Consider the following 21,324-nt stretch of genomic DNA (forward strand, 5'->3'; position numbering starts at 1 on the left):
TTTTCTATTACTACTGTAGGTTCTTGATAAAATTCATTCTAAAAAAACACGCCGTAGATAGTACATTTACGGCGTTGCTTTCTAAATAAATAGTTTTTCATTTTTAAATTTATGCGCTGTACAGAGACTAACGATAACAAAAACAATGAATGAGGCGATAATTGGAATGGTTACGGTATGCATGCCAAACACAGAAGGATAAAAACGGTCAATGACAATATACAACGTCATGCCGGTAATCATTGATGCAATCGCTCCATATTTGTTTGCCTTTTTCCAATAAAGCCCTAGTACTACTGACCATATAAAGACTGCTTCCAATCCCCCGAAGGCAAATAAATTTAACCATACGAGTAAATCTGGAGGATTTAAGGCAAATACAACGACAGCTAAGCCAATTACCGTTGTGACGATAAAGCTAGCCCGTTTAATTTCTGCATCATTTGCAGTTGGCTTCACATAGTTTAAATAAATATCCTTTACAACCGTTGAGCTGACTAGCATTAACAAAGCATTGACCGTAGACATCGTTGCCGCCATTGGAGCAGCTAACACAATACCCGCTAAAAACGGTGGTAATACTTTTAACGTGAGCATTGGCATTACCTTATCGCCAATGTCGATACCCGGCATTACTGGTCGTGCTAAGACACCAATTAAATGCATACCAAACATTATCGTCCCTATCGCAATAGTGCCAATAATAATTGCTAAATGCATGCTTTTTGAATCTTTATAGCTCATGGCACGTACAGCAATTTGTGGGAGCCCTACTACCCCTACACCAATTAAAATCCAAAATGTTGACACGTATAATGGCGTTAAGTCCCCATCTGCTCCGAATGGTGACACAAGATTAGGGTTTTCAGCGACTAGTGATGCCATAATATTATCAATTCCACCACCCGCAATGATTGTCCCAATTAGTAAAATGACAGTTCCTATGACCATAATTGAACCTTGTACAGTGTCTGTTAACGCCACCGCACGGAAACCACCAATAATCACATAAATTAATACAGAAACCGCAAAAATAAAGAGTGCAGCTGTATAGTTTAGTCCAGTTAACGATTCGATTAGACGCGCACCACCAACCCACTGTGCCATCATCGCAGAAAATAAAAAGACGATAATACTAATAGCAGATAAAATAACGATGACATGGCTTTTATAGCGTTCGCGTAAAAAATCAATTAACGTAATAGCTTGATAACGCCTTGCGATAATGGCAAATTTCTTGCCTAATATCATAAGCACAAAATACCCAGCTGGTAATTGCGCCATCGCCAGCAGTACCCAGCCAAGTCCTTTATTGTATGACACACCGGGTCCTCCAATGAAGCTACTTGCACTACCGTATGTGGCAATCATGGTCATCGCGAGGATGAAGCCACCCATTTCACGACCACCTAGGAAATACTCCTGCAAAAATGAATTAGATGTGCGTACATGCTTATTCGACCATATCCCTATACCAAAAATGATTACTAAAAATAGGAAAAGTGGTAAAATGACCTGCCAATGCATTACTCATCCACCTCCTCATCAAATGGCACCTCTTTGAAAAAGAGTTTCATGACGAGCCAGATAAGCACAATCATAAAGACGGTCCCCGCCATACAGCTGTAGAAAAACCAAGACGGGAAGCCCAAAACATACGTATAATTAACTGGATCACCAGCACCAAGCCCATACGCAAAGCCGTACCAAATAGCAAAATTGACAATGACAAGTGCAATGCCAATGAGCGCCTCCCGATGCGCAATTTTAAATCGGTAATCTTTCAAAGTTGTATCCCCCTAACCTACTCTATTTTACTGATATGGACGTATTATGGGAAGCTTTGTGTAGAAATAGGTGGAAATAAATAGTCAGAAACCGTTATTTCCGTTCCAGGCGCTCCCTTTCTACAGGCACGGCGCCAACTAATTTTTGCGTCGGGTCGCCGCAAAAGTGGATTTTCCGCACGTGCTGTTCCTGCAGAAGTGTCGCGCCTTCCTCTCCAATCAACTTGTATCGCTTACTGATAGCCTATTCTACTCCTAACCTGCTAAAAATACTTTAGGGGATGAAAATTCGACGCGCCCAACAATAAAAAAGATCGAAACGAATAGGGCATATCGTTGGTTTAGGATTTTGTTTTCATACATAAAATTCAGGGGGAATTTGAATTCAACTACCTTCAAAAACGACAAAATACCCTGAGAGGTGAAACTCTCGGGGTATTTTGTAGACAGTCTGACATTTGCACAAATCTTACTGTGCTTTAGCAATATAGGCATAATTATAATTTCATAACTTCACAAACTTATGCAACTTCAGCTAACTTGTCGCGCCTACAAGTAATTTTATTTCTTTTATTTGCTCTATGTGCCGCTGTTCATGCAAATAAATCTGTTCAACCCATTGATCGAGATGCAGATCACCTAAAGCAGGATGCTTCACTGATTTTTTCGCTAATAAGGATGAATCTGCAATAGTGCTCAGAAAAGTCACCAATTTATTTCTCGAATCGTTTAACAAATCGACTATTTGTTGTACTTCAAACGGTTCTACATTTGGTTCTACAATCTTTGGTGCATTAATCTTTTTCGTTCTATCCAATATTAGTAGATGTACTTTTTTACGTTCCTGTAGCGTACTATCACTCTCTTGTAATCCCCATGCAATCGCCTTTAGAGTTGCTTGTTCAACTAGTACTAAGTGATGGCAAACCTGTGCGACACTCCACGTATTCGTATCAGGCTTATAATTAAATTGAGCCTCACCTAATAAAGTAATCTCCGTTACTAGGTTATTTCTCGTTTCTGCTAGATTGTCATGTACTAATTTATTCATTAAAATACCCCCTTCATCCTAAAGTGCGTTGCTAGATGCGTCTTCTATCTATATTCTTGATGATGAAGACATTTTCCTTTTTACCCCTCAACATATAAATTTTACTGAGCGATTAAAAGTTCGTATGGTGCTCGACTTAAGAAATTGTAAGGTATAATTGCAATGCTTTTTTATCAATTTTGCCAACAATCGTTTTTGGTAGCTCCTCTATGAAAATAATTTTTTTAGGCATTTTATAGCGCCCTAAAGATTCCTTACAAAGTGCTGTTATTTCTTGTGAAATAACAGCTGTTTTATGGCTACACACTATAAATGCCGTGACGATTTCTCCCCAATAATCGTCTGGTGCCCCAATAACTGCAACTTCTTTGACTAACTGGTGCCGTAAAATACATTGCTCTACTTCTTGTGGGTAGACATTTTCACCACCACTAATAATCATTTCTTTAAGCCTACCAACAATATAGAAATCCCCATCCTCATCCATCTTTGCTAAATCGCCAGTCTTTAACCAGCCATTGTCAATGGTTTTCTCCGTTTCAAGTGGATTATTCCAATAAAACTCAAACATATGCTTCCCTCTGATGAACAACTCTCCTACTTCATTTGGTACACAGCTTTTTCCCGTTGTATTGACAATTTTAGTGTCATTGAACTGCATGCTTTTACCAACTGCCCCCTTTTTTCGATAGGCATCTTCGCGTGAAATATAAAAATTATTCGGCCCTGCTTCCGTTAATCCGTATCCTTCTTTGAAGAATAATCCCTTCTTAAAGAAAGCATCGTATATGGGATGTGGACATGGGGCCCCTCCCGATAAAAACACATTGACAGTTGGAAAATGAGTTTCTTGAAAATACGTAGTCGTAATCATTGCCTGATACATTGTTGGGACAAAAAGAGAAATGGTCGTTTTATATTGATTGATAGCAATCAGCGCGTTTTCTGCTTCAAATTTATCACCTATAACCACTGTACCACCCGCCATGAGTAAAGGGATACATAAGGCATTTATGCCACCAGTATGAAACATCGGCATATAATTCAAAGTACAATCATCTTCACGCAGTCCCCAGCTAATAATCGTATTAATAGCATTCCAATTAACTGAATTGAATGAAAGGACGACCCCTTTCGCTTTTCCCGTTGTACCACCTGTGTAGATCATGAGCCACGGAGCATTCATATCCATTTGCGTAACACTAGGAGAAGCGGCCGGTTCAATCCTTTGTTGGATGGACTGTCTATTTTCACATGTCAGCGGACAGGAAATACCCTCATCGTAAAGAAGTAAGGAAGGCGTGGCATCAGCCATAATTTGATTTAATTCTTCCAGGCTCAAACGCCAATTTAACGGTACATAAATCAGTCCCCTTAACCCACAGGCAAATAATATGGCAAAGAGGACAATGTTATTGCGCGCAAAAATAGCTACTCGACTTCCTTGTTGCAAATTTTGACGTTCAAAGAAATGACTCCATTTTGCAATTTCAGTTGTTAACTGTTGATAGGTCCATTGTTCGTTCGTTTCTAAGTTGATCAATGCTAATCGAGTAGGAGTTAAGGAAGCGCGTTTTACTATCCAAGCTTGCTCCATAAACATGTTGAACGCCCTCCTTTATCACATCATAATGGCGCCATCCACATGAAGCGTGTGGCCATGTACATAGGATGCCTCATCAGATGCTAAAAATAGATAGGCATTGGCAATATCTCGTGGGGTACCTAATCGTTGTAACGGCACGATAGAGCGCATTTGTTCAAGAATTTTTTCTGGCATTTTCTTTACCATTTCAGTTTCTGTAAAGCCAGGTGCAACTGCGTTGACATTGATGCCTTTTCGCCCTAGCTCCTTGGCCCAAGTTTTGGTCATACCGATAATAGCTGCCTTCGTTGCGGCATAGTTTGTTTGACCAATATTGCCGTATATCCCACTAACAGAAGACGTATTGATAATTTTGCCATGACCGGCTGCAATCATATGCGGGATGACTTCTTGTGTACAATGAAAAACTCCTGACAAGTTGACATCAAGCACCTGTTGAAACTGATCTTCCGTCATTTTAATGAGCATAGCATCGCGTGTTATTCCTGCATTATTGACTAAAATATCAATTCGACCAGCTTGCTCTATCACAGCTGCGACTAATCTTTTAACACTTTCCTTATCAGCGACATTTGTTTGCACAAAGGTTGCTTGATTACCAAGTTTATCTGCTGCTAGAGCACCCGTTTTTTTATCAAAATCAGCTATAAAAACGCTCGCCCCCTCTTCTATAAAACGTTCTGCAGCAGCATAACCTATCCCATTGGCCGCACCCGTAATAATGGCCACTTTATTGTTTAAGCGCATAATTCTTTCCTCCAATTTCTAAAAAGGTTTCTATTTTCGATATAAGCTGGGGCAAATCATCAATTAATGGCGAATGCCCGCAATTTTCTAAACATATAAATTCCGCACATTGGCCTAAATCTTGCATGATTTCATCATTCATTTGCTCTGTTATCACGTAATCACGATCTCCCCTTAACACGAGCGTCGGAATATCAATTTGCTGGGCTTCATGCGTCCCTTTTGCCACCTCATGATCAAAGGCACTTATATTGAACATGTTCAATGCATGGTACACTTCCGCAAGGTTTCGTTGACTAAGCATATCCTCTACATATGCCTCATACTGTGCTGTGTCAGGCTGTAGATGTGTGTAAATCAAAGCGTTCCAAATCGACTGTAAGCCTTCCACATTATTCGTATCATAGAGACCTTGTACTAATTTCGTTTTAGACGAATCGACGAGTACCTCCTGGTAAGTGGATGCTCTTTTTAAGGATGCTTGATTGCCTGTACCTAAATCACTATAAAATGGATACCCTCTCGTGGAAGCTGAGGCCAGTAAAATGAGTCGCTGGCAATAGCCAGGATAATTTGCAACAAATTGCATACTTACAGCCCCACCTGTGGACCAGCCAATCATGTCAAACTGTGACAATTGGATTGCCTCAACAAAAAGCCTCACATCTTCGCTAAAATCTTTGATAGAAGTGATTGCTTGACGATAAGACGAACCACCAAATCCCCGTAAATCTATTGCATAAATGGTGTATTTAGTATCTAAAGACGCGATTAGTACATCCCAATGCTTAGAAGAGGTCATATTGCCATGAATCAGCAATAAAACATGTGATCCACCAGCACGTTTTCGATATGAAATGGATTCCCCATTCGATAGTTGAACTGTTTGTAGCATTGCTCTTCCTCCCTATCCCCAACGAATTGTAATTGCTCCCCATACATAGCCAATGCCTGCACTGACTAATGTTACAGTGTCCCCGTCCTGAATACGCCCTTGCTCTAATGCAAGCTGTAGCGATAAGATTTGATCGATTTGCCCGATATGTCCATAATCTTGTAAATAGATTGATTGGTCTTCCTGTAATCCGAGCGCTGAAAGGATGTAATCATGGGCAGATTTCTTCATATGAAGCATTGCTAAATAGTTAATATCTTCTTCGCTACGTTCGCTTTTCGCTAAAGACGACCGAATTACCTTTAAAAAATTACTTAATGATTTTTGCTCAAGACGTTCCTTCAAGCCGACTGGATCTAAAACGTCTAATTGATAGTGATTATTTTTTAAATCTTCTGGTGTCAGTGGCTTCTTAGTGCCACCGACTGGCACAACCACATCCTCTGAAAAAGAACCATCTGTCATAATATCCGCCTCTAATAAATGATTCTTTTCATAGTTTTTTTGCAAAACAATTGCCCCGCCGCCAGCTGCTAAATTATACATAAAGCGTGTTCTCGGATTTGTATAATCTATAAAGTCAACATTGCGGTAGCCACCTGCAAGCAGAACCGTGTGTATGGAGTCATCCGATTCCATTAAGCTCTTTGCTAGTTTAAGTGCCATAATGGTCGTGCCACATCTTAGCTGAACATCGAATGCCCAAGCATTTACTGCACAAAGTTCCTCTTGCATTTTTATGGAAGCCGTCCACAGAGGATATTCCTTATGCTCTTCCCCCATATACATCACTACATCAATGGATTTTGGTTCAATATTGGCCTTTTGTAATGCCTGTTGTGCAGCCCATATGCCCATTTGTACGGTATGATCGTGTTTCCCAGGAATCGGCTTTTCGTGAATGCCCATTTTCTGCCGAATAATTTCTTCCGGAATACTAGAAAGTACCGCAATTTCTGATGATGTCATTTTCGTTTGAGGAATATAGATTCCTGTGCTAACAATACCTACAGTCATTCAAATCGCTCCTTTTTATGTGGAAGGGCAGCTGGTGGCTTTCTTCTTTCTTTTTGTCTCGAACGCCATTTCCAAAACATGATACGTATAGAGCCAATGATACCTTTCGGGAAAAAGAGTACTGCTAAAATATACAGTATCCCAAAGAAAATAATCCAACGTTCAAATATTGGATAGTCACGTGCCAACCCTGATAACGCATGCTGTGCATACTCAATAACTGCCGCTCCGAGTAATGGTCCTACTAATGTGCCCACGCCTCCGATAATTGTCATTAATAATGCATCCAGTGTAATATCCATCGTCATTACACTTGTATTAACAAAGCGCAGTGATAGTGAATATAATGATCCAGCTAAGCTTGCCACGATACCTGCAACTACAGAGGCAATCACCTTATAGTGTAAGGTGTTGAAGCCTAAAGATTTTGTTCGTTGTTCGTTCTCACGAACAGCAATTAAAATCCGTCCTGTTGGCGAATTTACAAAGCGATACAGTGCTATAAAAATTACCACTAAACACGCTAAAACAAAGAAATAAAACGCGATGCGATCTTTAAAAATGTCAGGAGCTCTAAAAGTAAAGCCATCATTGCCATACGTAACTGAACGCCATTTTTCTGCAACAACTAAAAATAAGCCAGAAAAAGCTAATGTGAGCATGGCAAAAAAGTGACTTTTTAAACGTAGCGTCAGTAATCCGACGAGGAAGCTGATGATGCCCGCAAAAAACATCCCAGCCACAATGGACAAAAAGAACATTGCCAGCGTTGCATCTAGTTGTTTCAGCATGACAGCCGTTGTATATGCGCCTATTCCAAAAAACATTGCATGACCAAAGGACACGATGCCTGTATAGCCTAGTAAAATATCGTAGCTCATTGCTAAAATACCAAAGATAAAGATTTGCGTTAATAAAATAATGAGTGTCCGTGAATCATTGACGAAAGGGAGAATGACGAGGCTAGCTAGAATCAGTAAAAAACTTACATGTTTCAAAGGTATTTTCATGTCGATCTCTCCTTTCTCATCGTAAATAAACCTTGTGGACGGAATATTAACACAATGGCCATTAATATCATGTTGACCGCAAGCGATAAAACAGGCACATAATACGCCATAAAGCTACCAGCTAGACCAACTAAAATGGCTGCAAGTAGAGAACCAGAGAAACTCCCCATTCCCCCAATCACTACAACAATAAAGCCTAATATGGCATATTCCATGCCCATCTCTGCATAAATTACCCCTGAATAGGGTGCCATTAACATGCCGCTCAGTGCTGCAAGTGCCGCTCCAACCATGAAGACATATAAAAATACTTGCTTTATATGAATACCAAGTGCCTGTGCCATTTCCTTATCTTGTACACCTGCGCGAACAATCAGCCCAATCTTAGTACGTTTCAGCATATACTGGAAAATGCCGAAGATCACAAATCCTACTACAATGATAAATAATCGATATTTAATAATAATGACGTCGCCAATTTCCCAACTGCCCGCTAAAAAGCTTGGTGTCTTCACTGGCACACCATTTGGTCCGAAAACAACCTTTATCATTTCTTGTAGAACAAGCATTAACCCTAATGTAATTAAAATTTGCTGAATATGATTGCCATAGACTGGTGTAATGATTAACTTCTCTGTTACAAGACCTAAAAGAGCACCTGTACCAATGGCCCCTAAAATGCCAATTAAAAAACTTTCCGTGTGCATATACATAAATATCCCTGCATAGGCACCCCACACAAATAACCCACCATGTGCAAAGTTCAATACGTCCATTAAGCCAAAAATTAACGTAAGTCCAGCCGCAAGTAAAAAGATTAACATGCCTGTCGCCAAGCCGTTAATAATCAAATTCACCATTACTTCCAATGAAAACACCTCCTTTATCCAATTCCTAAATATTTACGTTTCAGTTCTTCGTTATGGACAAGATCTTCCATTTTGCCCGCATGCACAGTCCTGCCATCGTCAATCAATGTATACGTATCGCCTATACGGCTAGCCATGATGAAGTTTTGCTCTACAAGAACAATGGATGTTTGCTTCTTCATTTCAACGATGGCCTCCATTACTTTCTCTACAACAATCGGAGCTAATCCCTTTGATGGCTCATCAATCAAAATCAATTTACTATCATTTATAAAGGCCCTTGCCATTGACAGCATTTGCTTCTGACCACCAGAAAGATGACCGCCAGCCTTTTTCCAAAATTTTTTTAAATCCGGAAACAGTTCAAGCACATAATTTTGTCGTTCTAGGGCTGCTGTATCCTCTTTACGCATGGCCACCTTCATATTTTCTTCAACAGTTAAATCCGCAAAAATCCCTTGATTTTCTGGTACATAGCCAATGCCCAGTTTGGCAACTTTGGAAGTAGGGTTCTTCCTTATAGATTGCGCTCGAAATTCCACCTCTCCTTTAGAGGCCGGCGTTAAGCCCATAATGGTTTTTAGGGTAGTCGTTTTTCCAGCGCCATTACGACCGAGAAGTACACTAACCTGCCCCTCTATTGCTTCAAAATTGATACCCTGTAAAATATGGTACTGACCGATGTGCGTATGGACGTCATTTAACTTCAGTAAGGTGTTCATCGTACAGCCCTCCTAAATAAGCATTTTGTACGGTTTCGTTTTGCATGATTTCATCGGGTGTACCATCTGCAAGGAGCTGGCCATTAAATAACACCATAATGGAATCTGACAAATCTAATATCATATCCATCTTGTGTTCGATGAGCAGAATGGTTTTATCACCCTTATTTTTTATCGTACGAATAACCTCTAAAATGGCAGGGACTTCTTCTAAAGACATGCCTGCTGTAGGTTCATCAAGTAGTAGAATTTCAGTATCCAATGCGAGCAACATGGCGATTTCAAGCTTTCTTTTTTCACCGTGCGACAACATTGTTGTGAGCGCCTCTCTTTTGTTATCGAGTAAAACAAGCGTTAAAAGTTCTTCTGCTTTTTCTGTAATAGCTTGATAACTTTTATAATGACGAAACAATTGATAGCGTATTTTTTCTTTTGATTGCACAGCTAATCGGACATTTTCTAATACCGTCAAATTTGGAAAAACGTTAGTAATTTGAAACGACCGCCCCAGTCCCATGCGTGTTCTGGCAATGGATGATTTTTGAGAAAGTGATTGTCCTTTAAAAAACACATCTCCTACAGTCGGCTTCAACTCCCCGCTGATTAAGTTAAAAAAGGTTGTTTTACCCGCACCATTTGGACCAATTATCGATTTCAAATGTTTTTCTGGCATATTAAAATTCACATGATCAACGGCAGTATGCCCGCCGAAACGTATCGTTAAGTTTTCTGTTCTTAAAATAGGTTCCATCGTAAATCTCCTTTCAGGTACTTCTATCTCTCTTCAACCACTCTTGCATGAAAATAGCTGAAGAGAGACAGAATCGGTTGGTCATTCTGTCTCAAATTGAACTAATTTAATACGGGTGGAGCTGTTTCTTCAGGGCTAAGCTCACGAATCAGCACGGGCACTGGATAATCTACACCATCTTGTTTTTCTAAACGAATGGAATACATGGATTGCAGGGCTTGATGATCTTCTTCTCGGAATGTCATTGTGCCTTTTGGTGTTTCAAATGACATGCCTTCCATAATCGTAATCAGTTTTTTAGCATCAGCATCACCTTCTGATTTTTTTAAGGCTTCTACGATAGAAATCGCAGCTGACATGCCACCTGGGGTAAATAAATCAGGCACTTCATTAAAGCGATTTTGATGTTCCTCTACTAGCCATTTATTCACATCATTTTGCGGTAATGTATGATAATAAACAGAGAATCCTTCCATGCCAATTAACGGATTCATAAATTGCAGTGCAATAATATCGGGGGCACCAGTAGAAATTTTAATGCCCTTATCTTGAATCTTTAAATCGGCAATTTGATTCCACGGAGAGTTTGCCCCCGCCCAGACAACAAATAAATAATCGGGCTTTGCATCAATTACTTTTTGTAGATTCGATGTAAAATCTGTGGCTGCTGGATCTGCATATTCCTCTAAGACAATTTCTGCACCTAGAGCTTCTGCAGCTGTTTTAAATGCCGTTACTCCGTCCCACCCAAACGAATAATCAGGCGCAAACGTTGCGATTTTAACGTCTTTACCAGCAATTGCTGCCGCTGCTGCATAGGCATCCTGAGAGGAGTTTCGTCCTGTGCGGAAAATATACTCATTAAATTCTGAACCTGTAATACTATCAGCAACTGCAGGCTCAACAACCATAATTTTTTCGTATTCCTCCGCAAGTGGCAGTACCGCTAACGTATCACCAGAGCTTGAAGAACCTACTAAGAAATCTACTTTGTCATCTTCTAAAAGTTTGGTAGCCTTCTGTACAGCGACCTCAGGTTTTGTTTCGGTATCCTCATAAACGATTTCGATTTTCTTACCATTTACCTCCATAGTGCCATCCGTAGCGTATTCTATGCCCAAGTCAAAGCCACGCTGTGTTTGCTTCCCATACGATTCAAGTGCACCTGTTAACGAGGCAAGTACACCGATTTTAATCGTGCCACCTTCGCCTGACGCATTCGTTTCTTGTCCTTCATCAGGAGACGCACTGTCTGAGCCATTATCCTTCGTATCTTCCCCCCCACATGCCACGATCATCATTGTCAAAACGAGTAAGAACAACGTAAGCCAATACTTTTTCACAATCAAACCCCCTTTTCATAAAAATTTAACGAAAGCGCTTTCGTAGCTATGCCCTAACTATACAAAAGTCCAGTTACAAATTAGTTACAAAAAATGAGTTGCCCCAGATTTGGGCAACTCATTTTTCTGCGCGAAGTGCAGCGTAGCGTAACGGCAGCGACCAAATAGATTTTCTGCGTGAAAGTACAGCAACTGTGTAACGTAAGCGACCAAATTTTCTGTAGCGAAAACGAAATAGCAGCCACAAAATAGCAGTCTTAAAGGAACATCATTACAATAAAAAGAAAAACTTTCCTTTTTTGCGCGAGTGTTCCAATAAAAATTCGTTATAGTATGTATAACAGTCAAAGGAAGTGACAAAATGAAAGACTTTATCGAGCGCCTACAACGGCAAGATGAAAGTGCACTTCGATATGTGGTAGAGCACTATCTAGGTTATGTGAAAGCAATTACATTAAAAATTTTGGAAAAGCCCTCCGATTACATGTTGGTCGAAGAATGTGTGAATGATGTATTTCTATTAGTTTGGCAAAAAAGTAACTATTTTATAGGAGAAGATGCGGATTTTAAGAGATGGATTGGGATGATAGCTAAATACAAAGCGATTGATATTTATCGTAAAATGCAAAAATCACATGCTACACTACCTATGGAAAATGTACCGCCCCTAATAGCTACAAATAATATCGAAAAACAACTAGAAAAATCCTATGAAAAAGAACTACTTCTTCTTGAAATCATGCAACTTACACAATCAGATAGAGAATTATTCTTAATGAAATATTATTTAGATTACACAAATGGTGAAATAGCAGAAATGTTACATATTTCAAAATCTGCAGTAGAGAATCGTTTGTATAGAGGAAAGAAAAAGCTTGCTAAAAATCTAAAATTAAGGGAGTGTTTGACTTGAAAAATGAAAAAGATTTCTTGCAAATTGACATAGAAGAAATTACGTCTATTGAGGTTGCCAAGGAAGAAAAACAAGCTGTGATTAGGCATATTTTACAAAAGCCAGTAAAGGTATTTAGGCTACCTAAATGGGTTGTAGCTGCACTGATTGCAATTGGCATTAGCTCAGTCGGAATTATGAGTATATCGACAGTAGCATCAAAATTACCAATTGTTGAACAGTTCCTTTCTTACTTTTCAAAAGACGAACAACTCTCACGTTTTGCTGACAACTCGAGTATTGTTGCAACAACATCAGTGAGTAATGGGATAACTATGAAAGTAGAAGATGCCCTCTATGATGGGAATTTGGTTTCTCTCAGTTTTTCGTTAGAATCGGAGCAACCATTGGATAATCTACTTTTCATGGAGAATCTTCCTAAATTAGCAGGACATGAAGATGGAAGTGATGGTGGATTCAAATTTAAAAAAATAAATGAGGATACTTATATTGGTTTTTTAACAATAACGTTGAATAACACTACACCATCTCCTTCTTCTATTGAATTAACTTGGGAGCCTGGCAGTTTCTTAGATATTAATCGAAATACGCTTGCTTCTGGAGATTGGAATTTCTCTATTGAACTAAATAAAATTCAAGGAAATGAATTAACTGTAAATCAAACAATATCGTTAAACCCGCATGAATTAGTCATTGATTACCTTTCCTTTACAAAATATGCAACCGTGATTTACTTTAGCGGTGACCTTGATTTTGCCACTGAAATCGTAACCTTAGACATTACAGACAACCTCGGAAACCACTATGAGGAAGCTCCAACTACAACAATGAAAGTAACAGATAAATATTCTACAGGAACTGTGGTAATAAACGATTTCAATTCTAGTGCCACGTCAATATTTATTACACCAACTATTCATACAACGGGCGTAAAGTGGGAGAAGATCGAAAAAAAACAACTAGAAACAGTCGAAATTCACTTAAATGAATATAATTCCCAGAAGTGAAAACAACACCTCAAGCGCTATGGCGCTCGGGGTGTTGTACCTTACTAATTGTAGGCTAACCCATGATTAAATCATAAACGGCCATTGTCGATTCCATTGGTGTTGCGTTCAGCTCTTTTTGAAGTTGCTGTACACATTTTTCATACCATTTTAACGCGAGGGAGCGGTTTTGCAATTGGTAGTGACTATACATCAAAAGTCGATAGCCTTCTTCCCACAGTGCATCCTCACGAATCATTTTTTCTGCATAGTAAACCGCTTGCTTAAAGTTTTGTTGTCTTGTGGCATTTTGCGCTAATCTTTCGAGTACTTCAATGTATAAAGTCTGCAACTTCTCTCGATCTTGCGTCAGCCAATCTACTTGTTTTTTTTCCACATAAAGCGTATCTGTATAACTCGACTCCGCAAGTTGCAACCATTCATTCGAATATTGTGGATCAAATTCTTCCATTCCTAACGCAAAATAAAAAAGAAAACGTTCCACATCGATTTGCAAAAAACGAATATGCTGCAATTGATACATATTATTTTTTCGATGAATAAAAAAACTTTCCTGGCGTGCATTTCTATTTGGTTCAAGAACCTTTAATAGTGTATTTAAGACAACTTTAAAATCACGATCAAGTGTATCGACTAATCGTTCTGGCCACAACGTTTGGGCAATCTCTTCCTTGGGAATATACCGATGACGATGACAATATAAATAGACGAAAAGCTCCTTGGCTTTTTCCCGTTGCCATTCTTTGTCCTCAAGTTGCCGATGATTGCGGATTAAATTTAAATTTCCAAAAAGATTTACTTGGATTTCATGTGCTGGATAAGCCATTGTGACCTCCACTTGGAAATAGTTGCACATCGTTTGAATCGCTATGTTTTCACTTGCACAGGTATAGCTATATTGTAAAAGCTCATAAAAAATGATGGCATTCGACGGTCCTAAAATGGTTCTACGTTGAAAAAAGTATTCATAGCCATTGTCGATACATTGGCTGGCAAATTGATTAAAATAAGCGATAAAGAGTTGTGCATTATTCTCTTTGAAAGCAATAACCGATTGGTAGAATAAAACATGCATGTCCCCGTTTTGATCGCCACAGACCTGAAATAACCGCTGTGCCTTCAATAATAGTTGCTTTGCCTTATCAAATTCATTTTGCGAAAGAATTATTTTCACTTCAGCAAGTAAAATAAGGGCAGTCATCCAAGCATCATGTACTTGCTCCGTTTCCTGCAAGCCTAATGCCAAATATTTTTTGGCGGATACAATATCCCCTTGTGCATGTTTGACAATGGCAAGCCCCATATACGGTTCAGCCTTAACACGAGAAATATTCATCCTATTCATTAGCGAAATAGCTTTGTCATAAGCGTGACAGGCGCCTTCATAGTCTGGGAATTCTACTATTAACAAAGCATGTGCCTTACGAATATAGCCAACAGCTTCTATAAAAACCGATTTTTCACGGACTCCCCTTCGAATTCCTTGCTGGGCAGCGTACCATGCTTCTTTCCCTTGTCCTAGTAGTGCATAAACAAAGGATGCTAGCAATTCGCTTTCCCTGTGCGTCGATAGCAATTGTGGGGGTAGTTCCAGTCTTTTCGTCAGCAAATTTTTGGCATCAAATAATTGACCAGTTCTTAACAATATACGTACATCAACATTTGCCCGTTGCACAACGCTTTCGTTTAAAGTCACTTTTTCAATAAATTGTTTTGCCTCTTTTGCTTTTCCTAAATTCACAAGATTTTCAGCATACTGTCGTTGAAGTTCTAAGCGTTCTTCTGTACTTAGTAAATTGTCATGCACTAACGCTAATGCCTGTTTCAAATACGGTTCGGCTAACGCTGGCTGAATCGTATCAAGGTAAATATGTGCTAATCCTGCTTGTGCTTTCGTCATAAAGAGGACATCATTTGCACTTTTGGCGATGCTTGTACACATTTCATAGGCATGCTTTGCCTTTTCATAATATGCACGATAGCGATGACATTCCCCTTCAAAATAATACAATTTGTAAAATTTCATTTTCTCATTTGACGAAAAACGATTGATCTTTTCTAATAGCCACTCAAATTGACCAGCTTGTACTAGACTATCAGCATAGTTTTGTAATAATTCTCCACAAAAATCTGGATCATTCGTTTTAAATGCATGATGTAGAATCGCCTGAACGTTTTTCTTATTTACATAATACAAAGCCGCTTTTTTATGTAAAATAGTATATTGTGTAGCGTTTTGTTGCCATTTCATTTCTAAAAATCGACTAAATAAAGAGTGGAATCGATATAATCCATTACTAGCTATTGGTTGAATAAATAAATGCTTATGGACGAATTGTTCTAGTGCTTCTGCTACTTCTATGTTATAAAATTGAGCGATTAATGGCTCTGAGAACGTAGGGAAAATCGCAAATTGCAGTAATGCTTCTTGCTCAAATTTACTCATCTTCAAAAAAACTTCTTCTGATAAATAGGAGAACAAATCATTTGTGTGACTGTTTAGCCAGTGGTCAAGCACCTCACTATGCCATTGCTCGGCCAATAATGAAATACTGATAGCCCAACCTTCTGTAATTTCGATTACTTTTGAAGTCTCTTCCTCCGATAAGTGAACATTTACATAATCTTCAAAAAAAACAGTGACTTCTTCGGCAGAAAAGGCTAAATCTGTTTCAGCAATAATCAACAATTGCATTTGCAACTTCATTTTTCTAATGATATCCCAATTCGGTAAAGCTCTAGAGGCAATAATGAAATGGATGTTAGGTGGTGAAAATTCAATTATTTTTTCCATTACATAGTTAATATGAAATTCATGATCCACTAAATGGTAATCGTCAATAACAATTACAAAGGGCTCTTCTGTCTCACATAAACAATTAACGAAAAGTTTATACCAACGATCTAATTCTTCTATTTTTGGAAAGCGTGATAGCTGATCCCATGTATCGAACCCTATTCCAAAATGGGGAATGACTCGTTGAAGACTATGAAACAAATATCTTAGAAATGGGAGGATATTATCGTCCTCTTCGGAAGCGCAATACCAAGAAAATCTAGTGGTTTCCGTGTGGAGAAATTGTGTGAGAATCGTGGTTTTCCCATATCCTGCGCCACTATGGATAAATGTACATGTCAGGTCAAAACTTTTTTTTAGCTTTTTCATTAGCAAAGCTCGACTAATACAATGATTTGATGGCTTTGGTGGAATACATTTCGACTGAATAATAATATCTGTTGTCATTAAATGATAACCTCCCCATTTTACTGACGATTAGTAGGTTACTGAACGGAGCTCCTAGTTACATCTCATTTCCAAACATAATATAGTTAAATTATTGACAGTTTACCATATATTATATGTGATATTACAGAATTCAACCCTACAGCAATATAAAAGGAGACATCTCCATATCTTTGAGATATCTCCTGCTAAGAGCGATAAGCCCCCATAAATTATTTAAACATCAACAACAAATAACGTGTTCAATGAAAAATTGTTAAACTTCAAAAAACCCCAATTATCATTAATTGATAATCGGGATTTTGACCATAAATTATAGCAAACCTTTGCGTAACTCCGCAGCTGATTTTGGTGATAACAGACCGAAAGGAATATCAAATACTGTTTTAGCACCTTTGTCGCCAGCTTGGCTTAAACGATGTGCTGCACGAGCATAAGCTACAAGCACACTCGATGTGAAGTTTGGATTACTTTCAAGTTTTAATGAGAATTCAAGAATTTGTTTATCGTTTGCACCACTATCACCACTGCGAATAACGAAACCACCGTGTGGCATACCAGTGTGGTTCGCTTTGAATTCCTCTTCGGTAATGAAGTTTACTGTTGTGTTGTACTCGTCAAAGTAGTTTGGCATTGTCACAATTTCTTGCTCCACTTTTGCTGCATCTGCCCCTTCTTCTAGAACAACCCAACATTCACGTGCATGTTTTTCACGTGTCGTTAACTCAGGGTTTTCGCCATTGCGAACACGTTCTACCGCATCTTTAATTGGCAACGTATATTGCACTGCATTTTTTACGCCCTCAATACGACGCACTGCATCTGAGTGTCCTTGGCTTAAACCATCACCCCAGAATGTATAAGTTGTGCCTACCGGCAATACTGCCTCTCCAAGTATACGATTTAATGAGAACAAACCTGGATCCCAGCCCACTGAAATTACTGATATTTTACCAGATTTTTGTGCTACAGCATCAACTGCTTCGAAAAACTCAGGAATTTTCGCATGAGTATCAAAGCTGTCAATTGTATTAAACCATTGTGCAAAGTGAGGTCCTTGCTCTGGTAAATCAGTTGCAGAGCCACCACATAAAATCATTACATCAATGTCTTGTTGGAATTTTTCAGCATCATCTACTAAATATACGCTTGCGTTACTAGCAACGCTTACTGTTGAAGGGTCACGACGAGTGAATACAGCTACTAATTCCATATCTGGATTTTGTGAAATTGCGTATTCCACACCGCGTCCTAAATTTCCATAACCTACAATACCTACTCGAATTGCACTCATTAAAATTCCTCCTCACGTTAACGTGACTTTGTGAAAATTTTCACGTTAAATCTAATTACAATAATACTGTGTGTTAGAAAAATTCACAATAGTTTGAGTATGTGTTTTTCTTCGTAATCTATATAAGTTTTGTATGATTTCAATACGTCAACGGCATGAATACGGTTACATATACAAAACGTCAAAAACGGAACCATTAAGTTTTCGTAAAAGCCTTGTAAATGAAGACTTTTTCCATGGCAGGTCTTGTACAATAAAACTAACGACAAAGGGGGCATGTTGAATGAAAAGTACGGGTCACTCACCAAGCACAGCATTGGCACAAGAGGAACTATTTGCATTCCAGAATGCACAGAAATCTGCTGAAGCTCATAGTGCCAACAGTAATTTAATTCCAGATGAGGTAAAACACCAAAGATATTCACCCTACAAACACCTATGTATTGGGATTTTACCTTTTGACGTTATGCAAGAAACCCTAGACATCTCCATCAAAAAACACAAGGTCAATGCGATTGACTACTACCATAGTGGCAAGGAAATTGCACGCTGGTTCATTAAAAAAAGTGAATATAACAAGCCTCGTCCAGACTTCTTTATTTGAAGTCTGTCATAATGAATTTAACCTTTTTATTGCGCTTCTGCATCCTCGATATGCATCCTATCATGATTGAATTATTTATTCGGTGTTTGAATTTTTACAAATGATATGTGCTCCCAATTGATGCACTTTTGTCGATGTAGGTATGGAATCTCTCTTTTTCAACTTTGAAACCTAGTTAATAAATTATTTTTTTATGCCTAAATAAGTGATGGATCTCCAAACATATTCTAATGGTCCAAAGCGAAATTTCGATAGCCATAATTTACTCATAATTATTTGGAGCGCAAAAATGCCAATGGCGATGATGATGGCTGTTGTTAAATGTAGCTTCCCGTATACGCCCAATGCAAACGGCCCAAATAAAAATGTACAAATGATAGATTGACCAATATAGTTTGTAAATGCCATTCTTCCTGGGAACGCTAACCACTGTAAAACTTTCTTTCCTTTAACCGTGTGATAGATAAAGATTAAGCTAATAGCATAAGAGATGGTCAGAAGTGGTGAGCTAATATATTGAATTAGTTGAGCAGCTGATGAATTTTCTAAAAAGAAAGGTAGTATCCAGCTACAACGTTCCACCAAAAATCAATGTCAATAACCAAGTAATGAAAAAGCCTTTTCGATATTCTTCAAAACGATGAATCCATTTTTTCTTCGCAATAGCTGACCCGAATAAAAACATTAGTAAGAACGGAAGATTTGTCAATAAATAAAATATAGGGTTACCTAAATAAAGGACGTACAACCCATTACGCATTGTATAAAAAGTTCTTTCCATAAAATTTGCATCCATTAATTCTTGAATGCCTCCATTTTGATGGGCCTCTATCGTAGCTTGCGTGAGCTGACGATTTTCCTCTGACATTGTCATGGTCATCGTAGAATCGGAGGTTAGCGCTCCTAATGTTAATAGTCCGAAAAATAAGCAATATAAAGTAATGCTAATGATTAACATGGCATTAGATTTTAACTTATGCATGGCAAGGAGTAATAATCCTAAAATTGCGTAGTCTGTTAAAATATCTCCGAACCAAATGAAATAGGCATGGATACAACCGAAAATAAATAAAGCAAAAAGTCTTCGAGAATATATTCCCCAGAAGTTTAATTGCTTTGCAGCTGCTCTTTCCTGCATGATAACCATTCCAAAACCGAACAGCATGGAAAAGAGCATGACAAATTTCCCATCGACAAACATAGAAAGAAGAGTTTTGACGGTGTAATCAGCTTGATTCCAAAAAGAAGTCCATTCATTTTTAAAACTTGGATCTTCTTGCATGTAGACAGGATAAAGGAACCAAACAATATTTGCTAGTATGATTCCGAATAATGCGAAACCCCTTAATATATCGAGTGTTTCTATCCGCTCTTTGGCAGAAATGGGTGAAAGCTTTTGTTTCATATATATTCATCCTTTTGATTGTTATTTAGTTTTTTCAACAACCTTGTTATTGCTGATAAAACTTTACTAATAAAACTTTAAATTATAATTATCAAGATTTTATAAGGAAAACTAAAATATTATAATTTTATAAAATATTTCCTTAGAAAAATTTCATCTTTCTTTATGTATTTATGTAGAACTAGAAAAAATAAAGTGCTTGTCTTTAAGTTGGACATCCATTTTAGTCCTTAAGACCCGTTGTTTCAACGACTTCTAATGACCTCGATGTTAAGCCTCTTTAAAAAACTATCAAAAAGGAACTAAAATAATAGACAACGATACTTATGACGAGATGATAGAACCTATTGGAATATCTAACAGGATAAATGGCGCAGCATCCTCCATCTTTATTGAATCTCCTGCGCCAATTGGTTAAGGCGTTGCACATCGATAATGTGGTAGCCATTCTTTTGCTTTTCAAGGATGTTTTCTTCACAAAATTGGGCGAGGACATATAATAAATGGCGATAGGAAACGCCTAAATATTCGCAGATTTCCGTATGCTTTTCTTTATAGATACCTTGATCTGATGATAATTGGATAAAGGCAGCTAGACGGTTTTCCAGTGGATATGCCTGATTTTGTGTGTATTTCGAAGTCATAGTAGTGGCTTTTTCTCCTAAAAATACACATAATCTGCGTAAAAAAAGTGCATCGGCGAGTAGCCTTTCTTTACATGGCTGTGTTGCAATTGATAGACAAACTGTTTTTGTCACCGTTTGAATCCCCTTTGTATATCTAGCCTCATTGAGCAATTCTATTTCCCCCATAAACCGTGGTGCTTCTAAATATTCAATGAGCGATACTTTTCCATTCTTATGCGTCATATAGAGCTTTGTTTTCCCCTCGATCATGTAATACATCGTATCTGGGTATGATCCTTCTTGAAAAATCCATTCCCCTTTATCGAATTGACGGACTTCTAAAAATGGATAGATGTTGAAAGAGAAAAAATCATTAATCGGATAATTATCTATATAATATTGGCGTATTTCCCCTGTCAGTATTTGCATCTTT

20 protein-coding genes are annotated in these 21,324 nt (G+C 38.3%); 3 read left to right on the forward strand and 17 right to left on the reverse strand.

The genetic code is table 11. The features are described 5' to 3' along the window. Positions 1 to 81 precede the first annotated feature (81 nt). From panF to H131_RS11935, 12 genes are all read right to left on the reverse strand, one after another. Positions 82 to 1,527: a sodium/pantothenate symporter gene (gene panF, locus H131_RS11880; RefSeq protein ID WP_010859384.1), complete on the reverse strand. Its 1,446-nt coding sequence runs from the start codon at positions 1,525 to 1,527 to the stop codon at positions 82 to 84. After that, positions 1,527 to 1,787: a YhdT family protein gene (locus tag H131_RS11885; RefSeq protein ID WP_010859385.1), complete on the reverse strand. Its 261-nt coding sequence runs from the start codon at positions 1,785 to 1,787 to the stop codon at positions 1,527 to 1,529. Before H131_RS11885 ends, panF begins: the two co-directional genes overlap by 1 nt. A gap of 535 nt (positions 1,788 to 2,322) precedes the next feature. After that, on the reverse strand, positions 2,323 to 2,838 hold the full coding sequence (locus H131_RS11890; RefSeq protein WP_010859386.1) for a DinB family protein: 516 nt from the start codon (positions 2,836 to 2,838) through the stop codon (positions 2,323 to 2,325). Positions 2,839 to 2,974: 136 nt separating this feature from the next. Further along, the gene (locus H131_RS11895) at positions 2,975 to 4,441 is read right to left on the reverse strand and encodes an AMP-binding protein (protein WP_010859387.1); all 1,467 of its coding nucleotides are present in this window, start codon (positions 4,439 to 4,441) and stop codon (positions 2,975 to 2,977) included. A gap of 18 nt (positions 4,442 to 4,459) precedes the next feature. Next, positions 4,460 to 5,191, reverse strand: a complete 732-nt coding sequence (gene fabG / locus H131_RS11900) for a 3-oxoacyl-ACP reductase FabG (RefSeq protein WP_010859388.1) — start codon at positions 5,189 to 5,191, stop codon at positions 4,460 to 4,462. Further along, entirely contained in the window at positions 5,175 to 6,086 is a 912-nt protein-coding gene (gene phaZ, locus H131_RS11905) for an intracellular short-chain-length polyhydroxyalkanoate depolymerase (protein ID WP_010859389.1), read from the reverse strand. Before phaZ ends, fabG begins: the two co-directional genes overlap by 17 nt. Before the next feature lie 12 nt (positions 6,087 to 6,098). Then, entirely contained in the window at positions 6,099 to 7,103 is a 1,005-nt protein-coding gene (locus tag H131_RS11910) for a 3-oxoacyl-ACP synthase (RefSeq protein WP_010859390.1), read from the reverse strand. After that, on the reverse strand, positions 7,100 to 8,113 hold the full coding sequence (locus H131_RS11915) for a branched-chain amino acid ABC transporter permease (protein WP_010859391.1): 1,014 nt from the start codon (positions 8,111 to 8,113) through the stop codon (positions 7,100 to 7,102). Before H131_RS11915 ends, H131_RS11910 begins: the two co-directional genes overlap by 4 nt. Continuing rightward, entirely contained in the window at positions 8,110 to 8,982 is an 873-nt protein-coding gene (locus tag H131_RS11920) for a branched-chain amino acid ABC transporter permease (protein WP_010859392.1), read from the reverse strand. The genes H131_RS11915 and H131_RS11920 overlap by 4 nt, the downstream gene beginning before the upstream one ends. Positions 8,983 to 8,996: 14 nt before the next feature. After that, complete coding sequence (locus tag H131_RS11925) at positions 8,997 to 9,704, reverse strand: ABC transporter ATP-binding protein (protein ID WP_010859393.1); 708 nt, start codon at positions 9,702 to 9,704, stop codon at positions 8,997 to 8,999. Further along, a complete protein-coding gene (locus tag H131_RS11930) occupies positions 9,679 to 10,455 on the reverse strand; it encodes an ABC transporter ATP-binding protein (protein ID WP_010859394.1) in 777 nt (258 codons plus the stop codon). Before H131_RS11930 ends, H131_RS11925 begins: the two co-directional genes overlap by 26 nt. A 101-nt stretch (positions 10,456 to 10,556) precedes the next feature. After that, positions 10,557 to 11,756 (reverse strand): substrate-binding domain-containing protein, encoded by a 1,200-nt coding sequence (locus H131_RS11935; protein ID WP_419185165.1) that lies wholly within the window; start codon positions 11,754 to 11,756, stop codon positions 10,557 to 10,559. Positions 11,757 to 12,159: 403 nt separating this feature from the next. Here H131_RS11935 and H131_RS11940 point away from each other — a divergent pair, with 403 nt between their 5' ends. Both H131_RS11940 and H131_RS11945 read left to right on the forward strand, forming a co-directional pair. Then, a complete protein-coding gene (locus H131_RS11940; RefSeq protein WP_010859396.1) occupies positions 12,160 to 12,711 on the forward strand; it encodes a sigma-70 family RNA polymerase sigma factor in 552 nt (183 codons plus the stop codon). Then, a complete protein-coding gene (locus H131_RS11945; protein WP_010859397.1) occupies positions 12,708 to 13,718 on the forward strand; it encodes a DUF4179 domain-containing protein in 1,011 nt (336 codons plus the stop codon). Before H131_RS11940 ends, H131_RS11945 begins: the two co-directional genes overlap by 4 nt. Positions 13,719 to 13,773: 55 nt before the next feature. On the opposite strand, the gene H131_RS11950 is transcribed toward H131_RS11945, so the two are convergent. Together H131_RS11950 and H131_RS11955 are read right to left on the reverse strand one after the other, a co-directional pair. Further along, complete coding sequence (locus H131_RS11950) at positions 13,774 to 16,962, reverse strand: BTAD domain-containing putative transcriptional regulator (RefSeq protein ID WP_010859398.1); 3,189 nt, start codon at positions 16,960 to 16,962, stop codon at positions 13,774 to 13,776. A gap of 313 nt (positions 16,963 to 17,275) precedes the next feature. Then, positions 17,276 to 18,256 (reverse strand): diaminopimelate dehydrogenase, encoded by a 981-nt coding sequence (locus H131_RS11955; RefSeq protein ID WP_010859399.1) that lies wholly within the window; start codon positions 18,254 to 18,256, stop codon positions 17,276 to 17,278. A gap of 283 nt (positions 18,257 to 18,539) precedes the next feature. On the opposite strand from H131_RS11955, the gene H131_RS11960 reads away from it, so the two are divergent. Beyond that, positions 18,540 to 18,860, forward strand: coding sequence for a hypothetical protein (locus H131_RS11960; protein ID WP_010859400.1), 321 nt, complete (start codon positions 18,540 to 18,542; stop codon positions 18,858 to 18,860). Between the two features lie 183 nt (positions 18,861 to 19,043). Here H131_RS11960 and H131_RS23670 read toward each other — a convergent pair whose 3' ends face one another. The 3 genes from H131_RS23670 to yeiL form a co-directional block, all read right to left on the reverse strand. Beyond that, on the reverse strand, positions 19,044 to 19,442 hold the full coding sequence (locus H131_RS23670; RefSeq protein ID WP_230491898.1) for a DUF418 domain-containing protein: 399 nt from the start codon (positions 19,440 to 19,442) through the stop codon (positions 19,044 to 19,046). Then, positions 19,429 to 20,265, reverse strand: a complete 837-nt coding sequence (locus H131_RS23140; protein ID WP_051112150.1) for a DUF418 domain-containing protein — start codon at positions 20,263 to 20,265, stop codon at positions 19,429 to 19,431. Before H131_RS23140 ends, H131_RS23670 begins: the two co-directional genes overlap by 14 nt. A gap of 389 nt (positions 20,266 to 20,654) precedes the next feature. Next, positions 20,655 to 21,320 (reverse strand): transcriptional regulator YeiL, encoded by a 666-nt coding sequence (yeiL, locus tag H131_RS11975; RefSeq protein WP_010859401.1) that lies wholly within the window; start codon positions 21,318 to 21,320, stop codon positions 20,655 to 20,657. Between the last annotated feature and the right edge of the window lie 4 nt (positions 21,321 to 21,324).

This window comes from Lysinibacillus sphaericus OT4b.31, assembly GCF_000392615.1.
GTDB classification, from domain to species: domain Bacteria; phylum Bacillota; class Bacilli; order Bacillales_A; family Planococcaceae; genus Lysinibacillus; species Lysinibacillus sphaericus_B.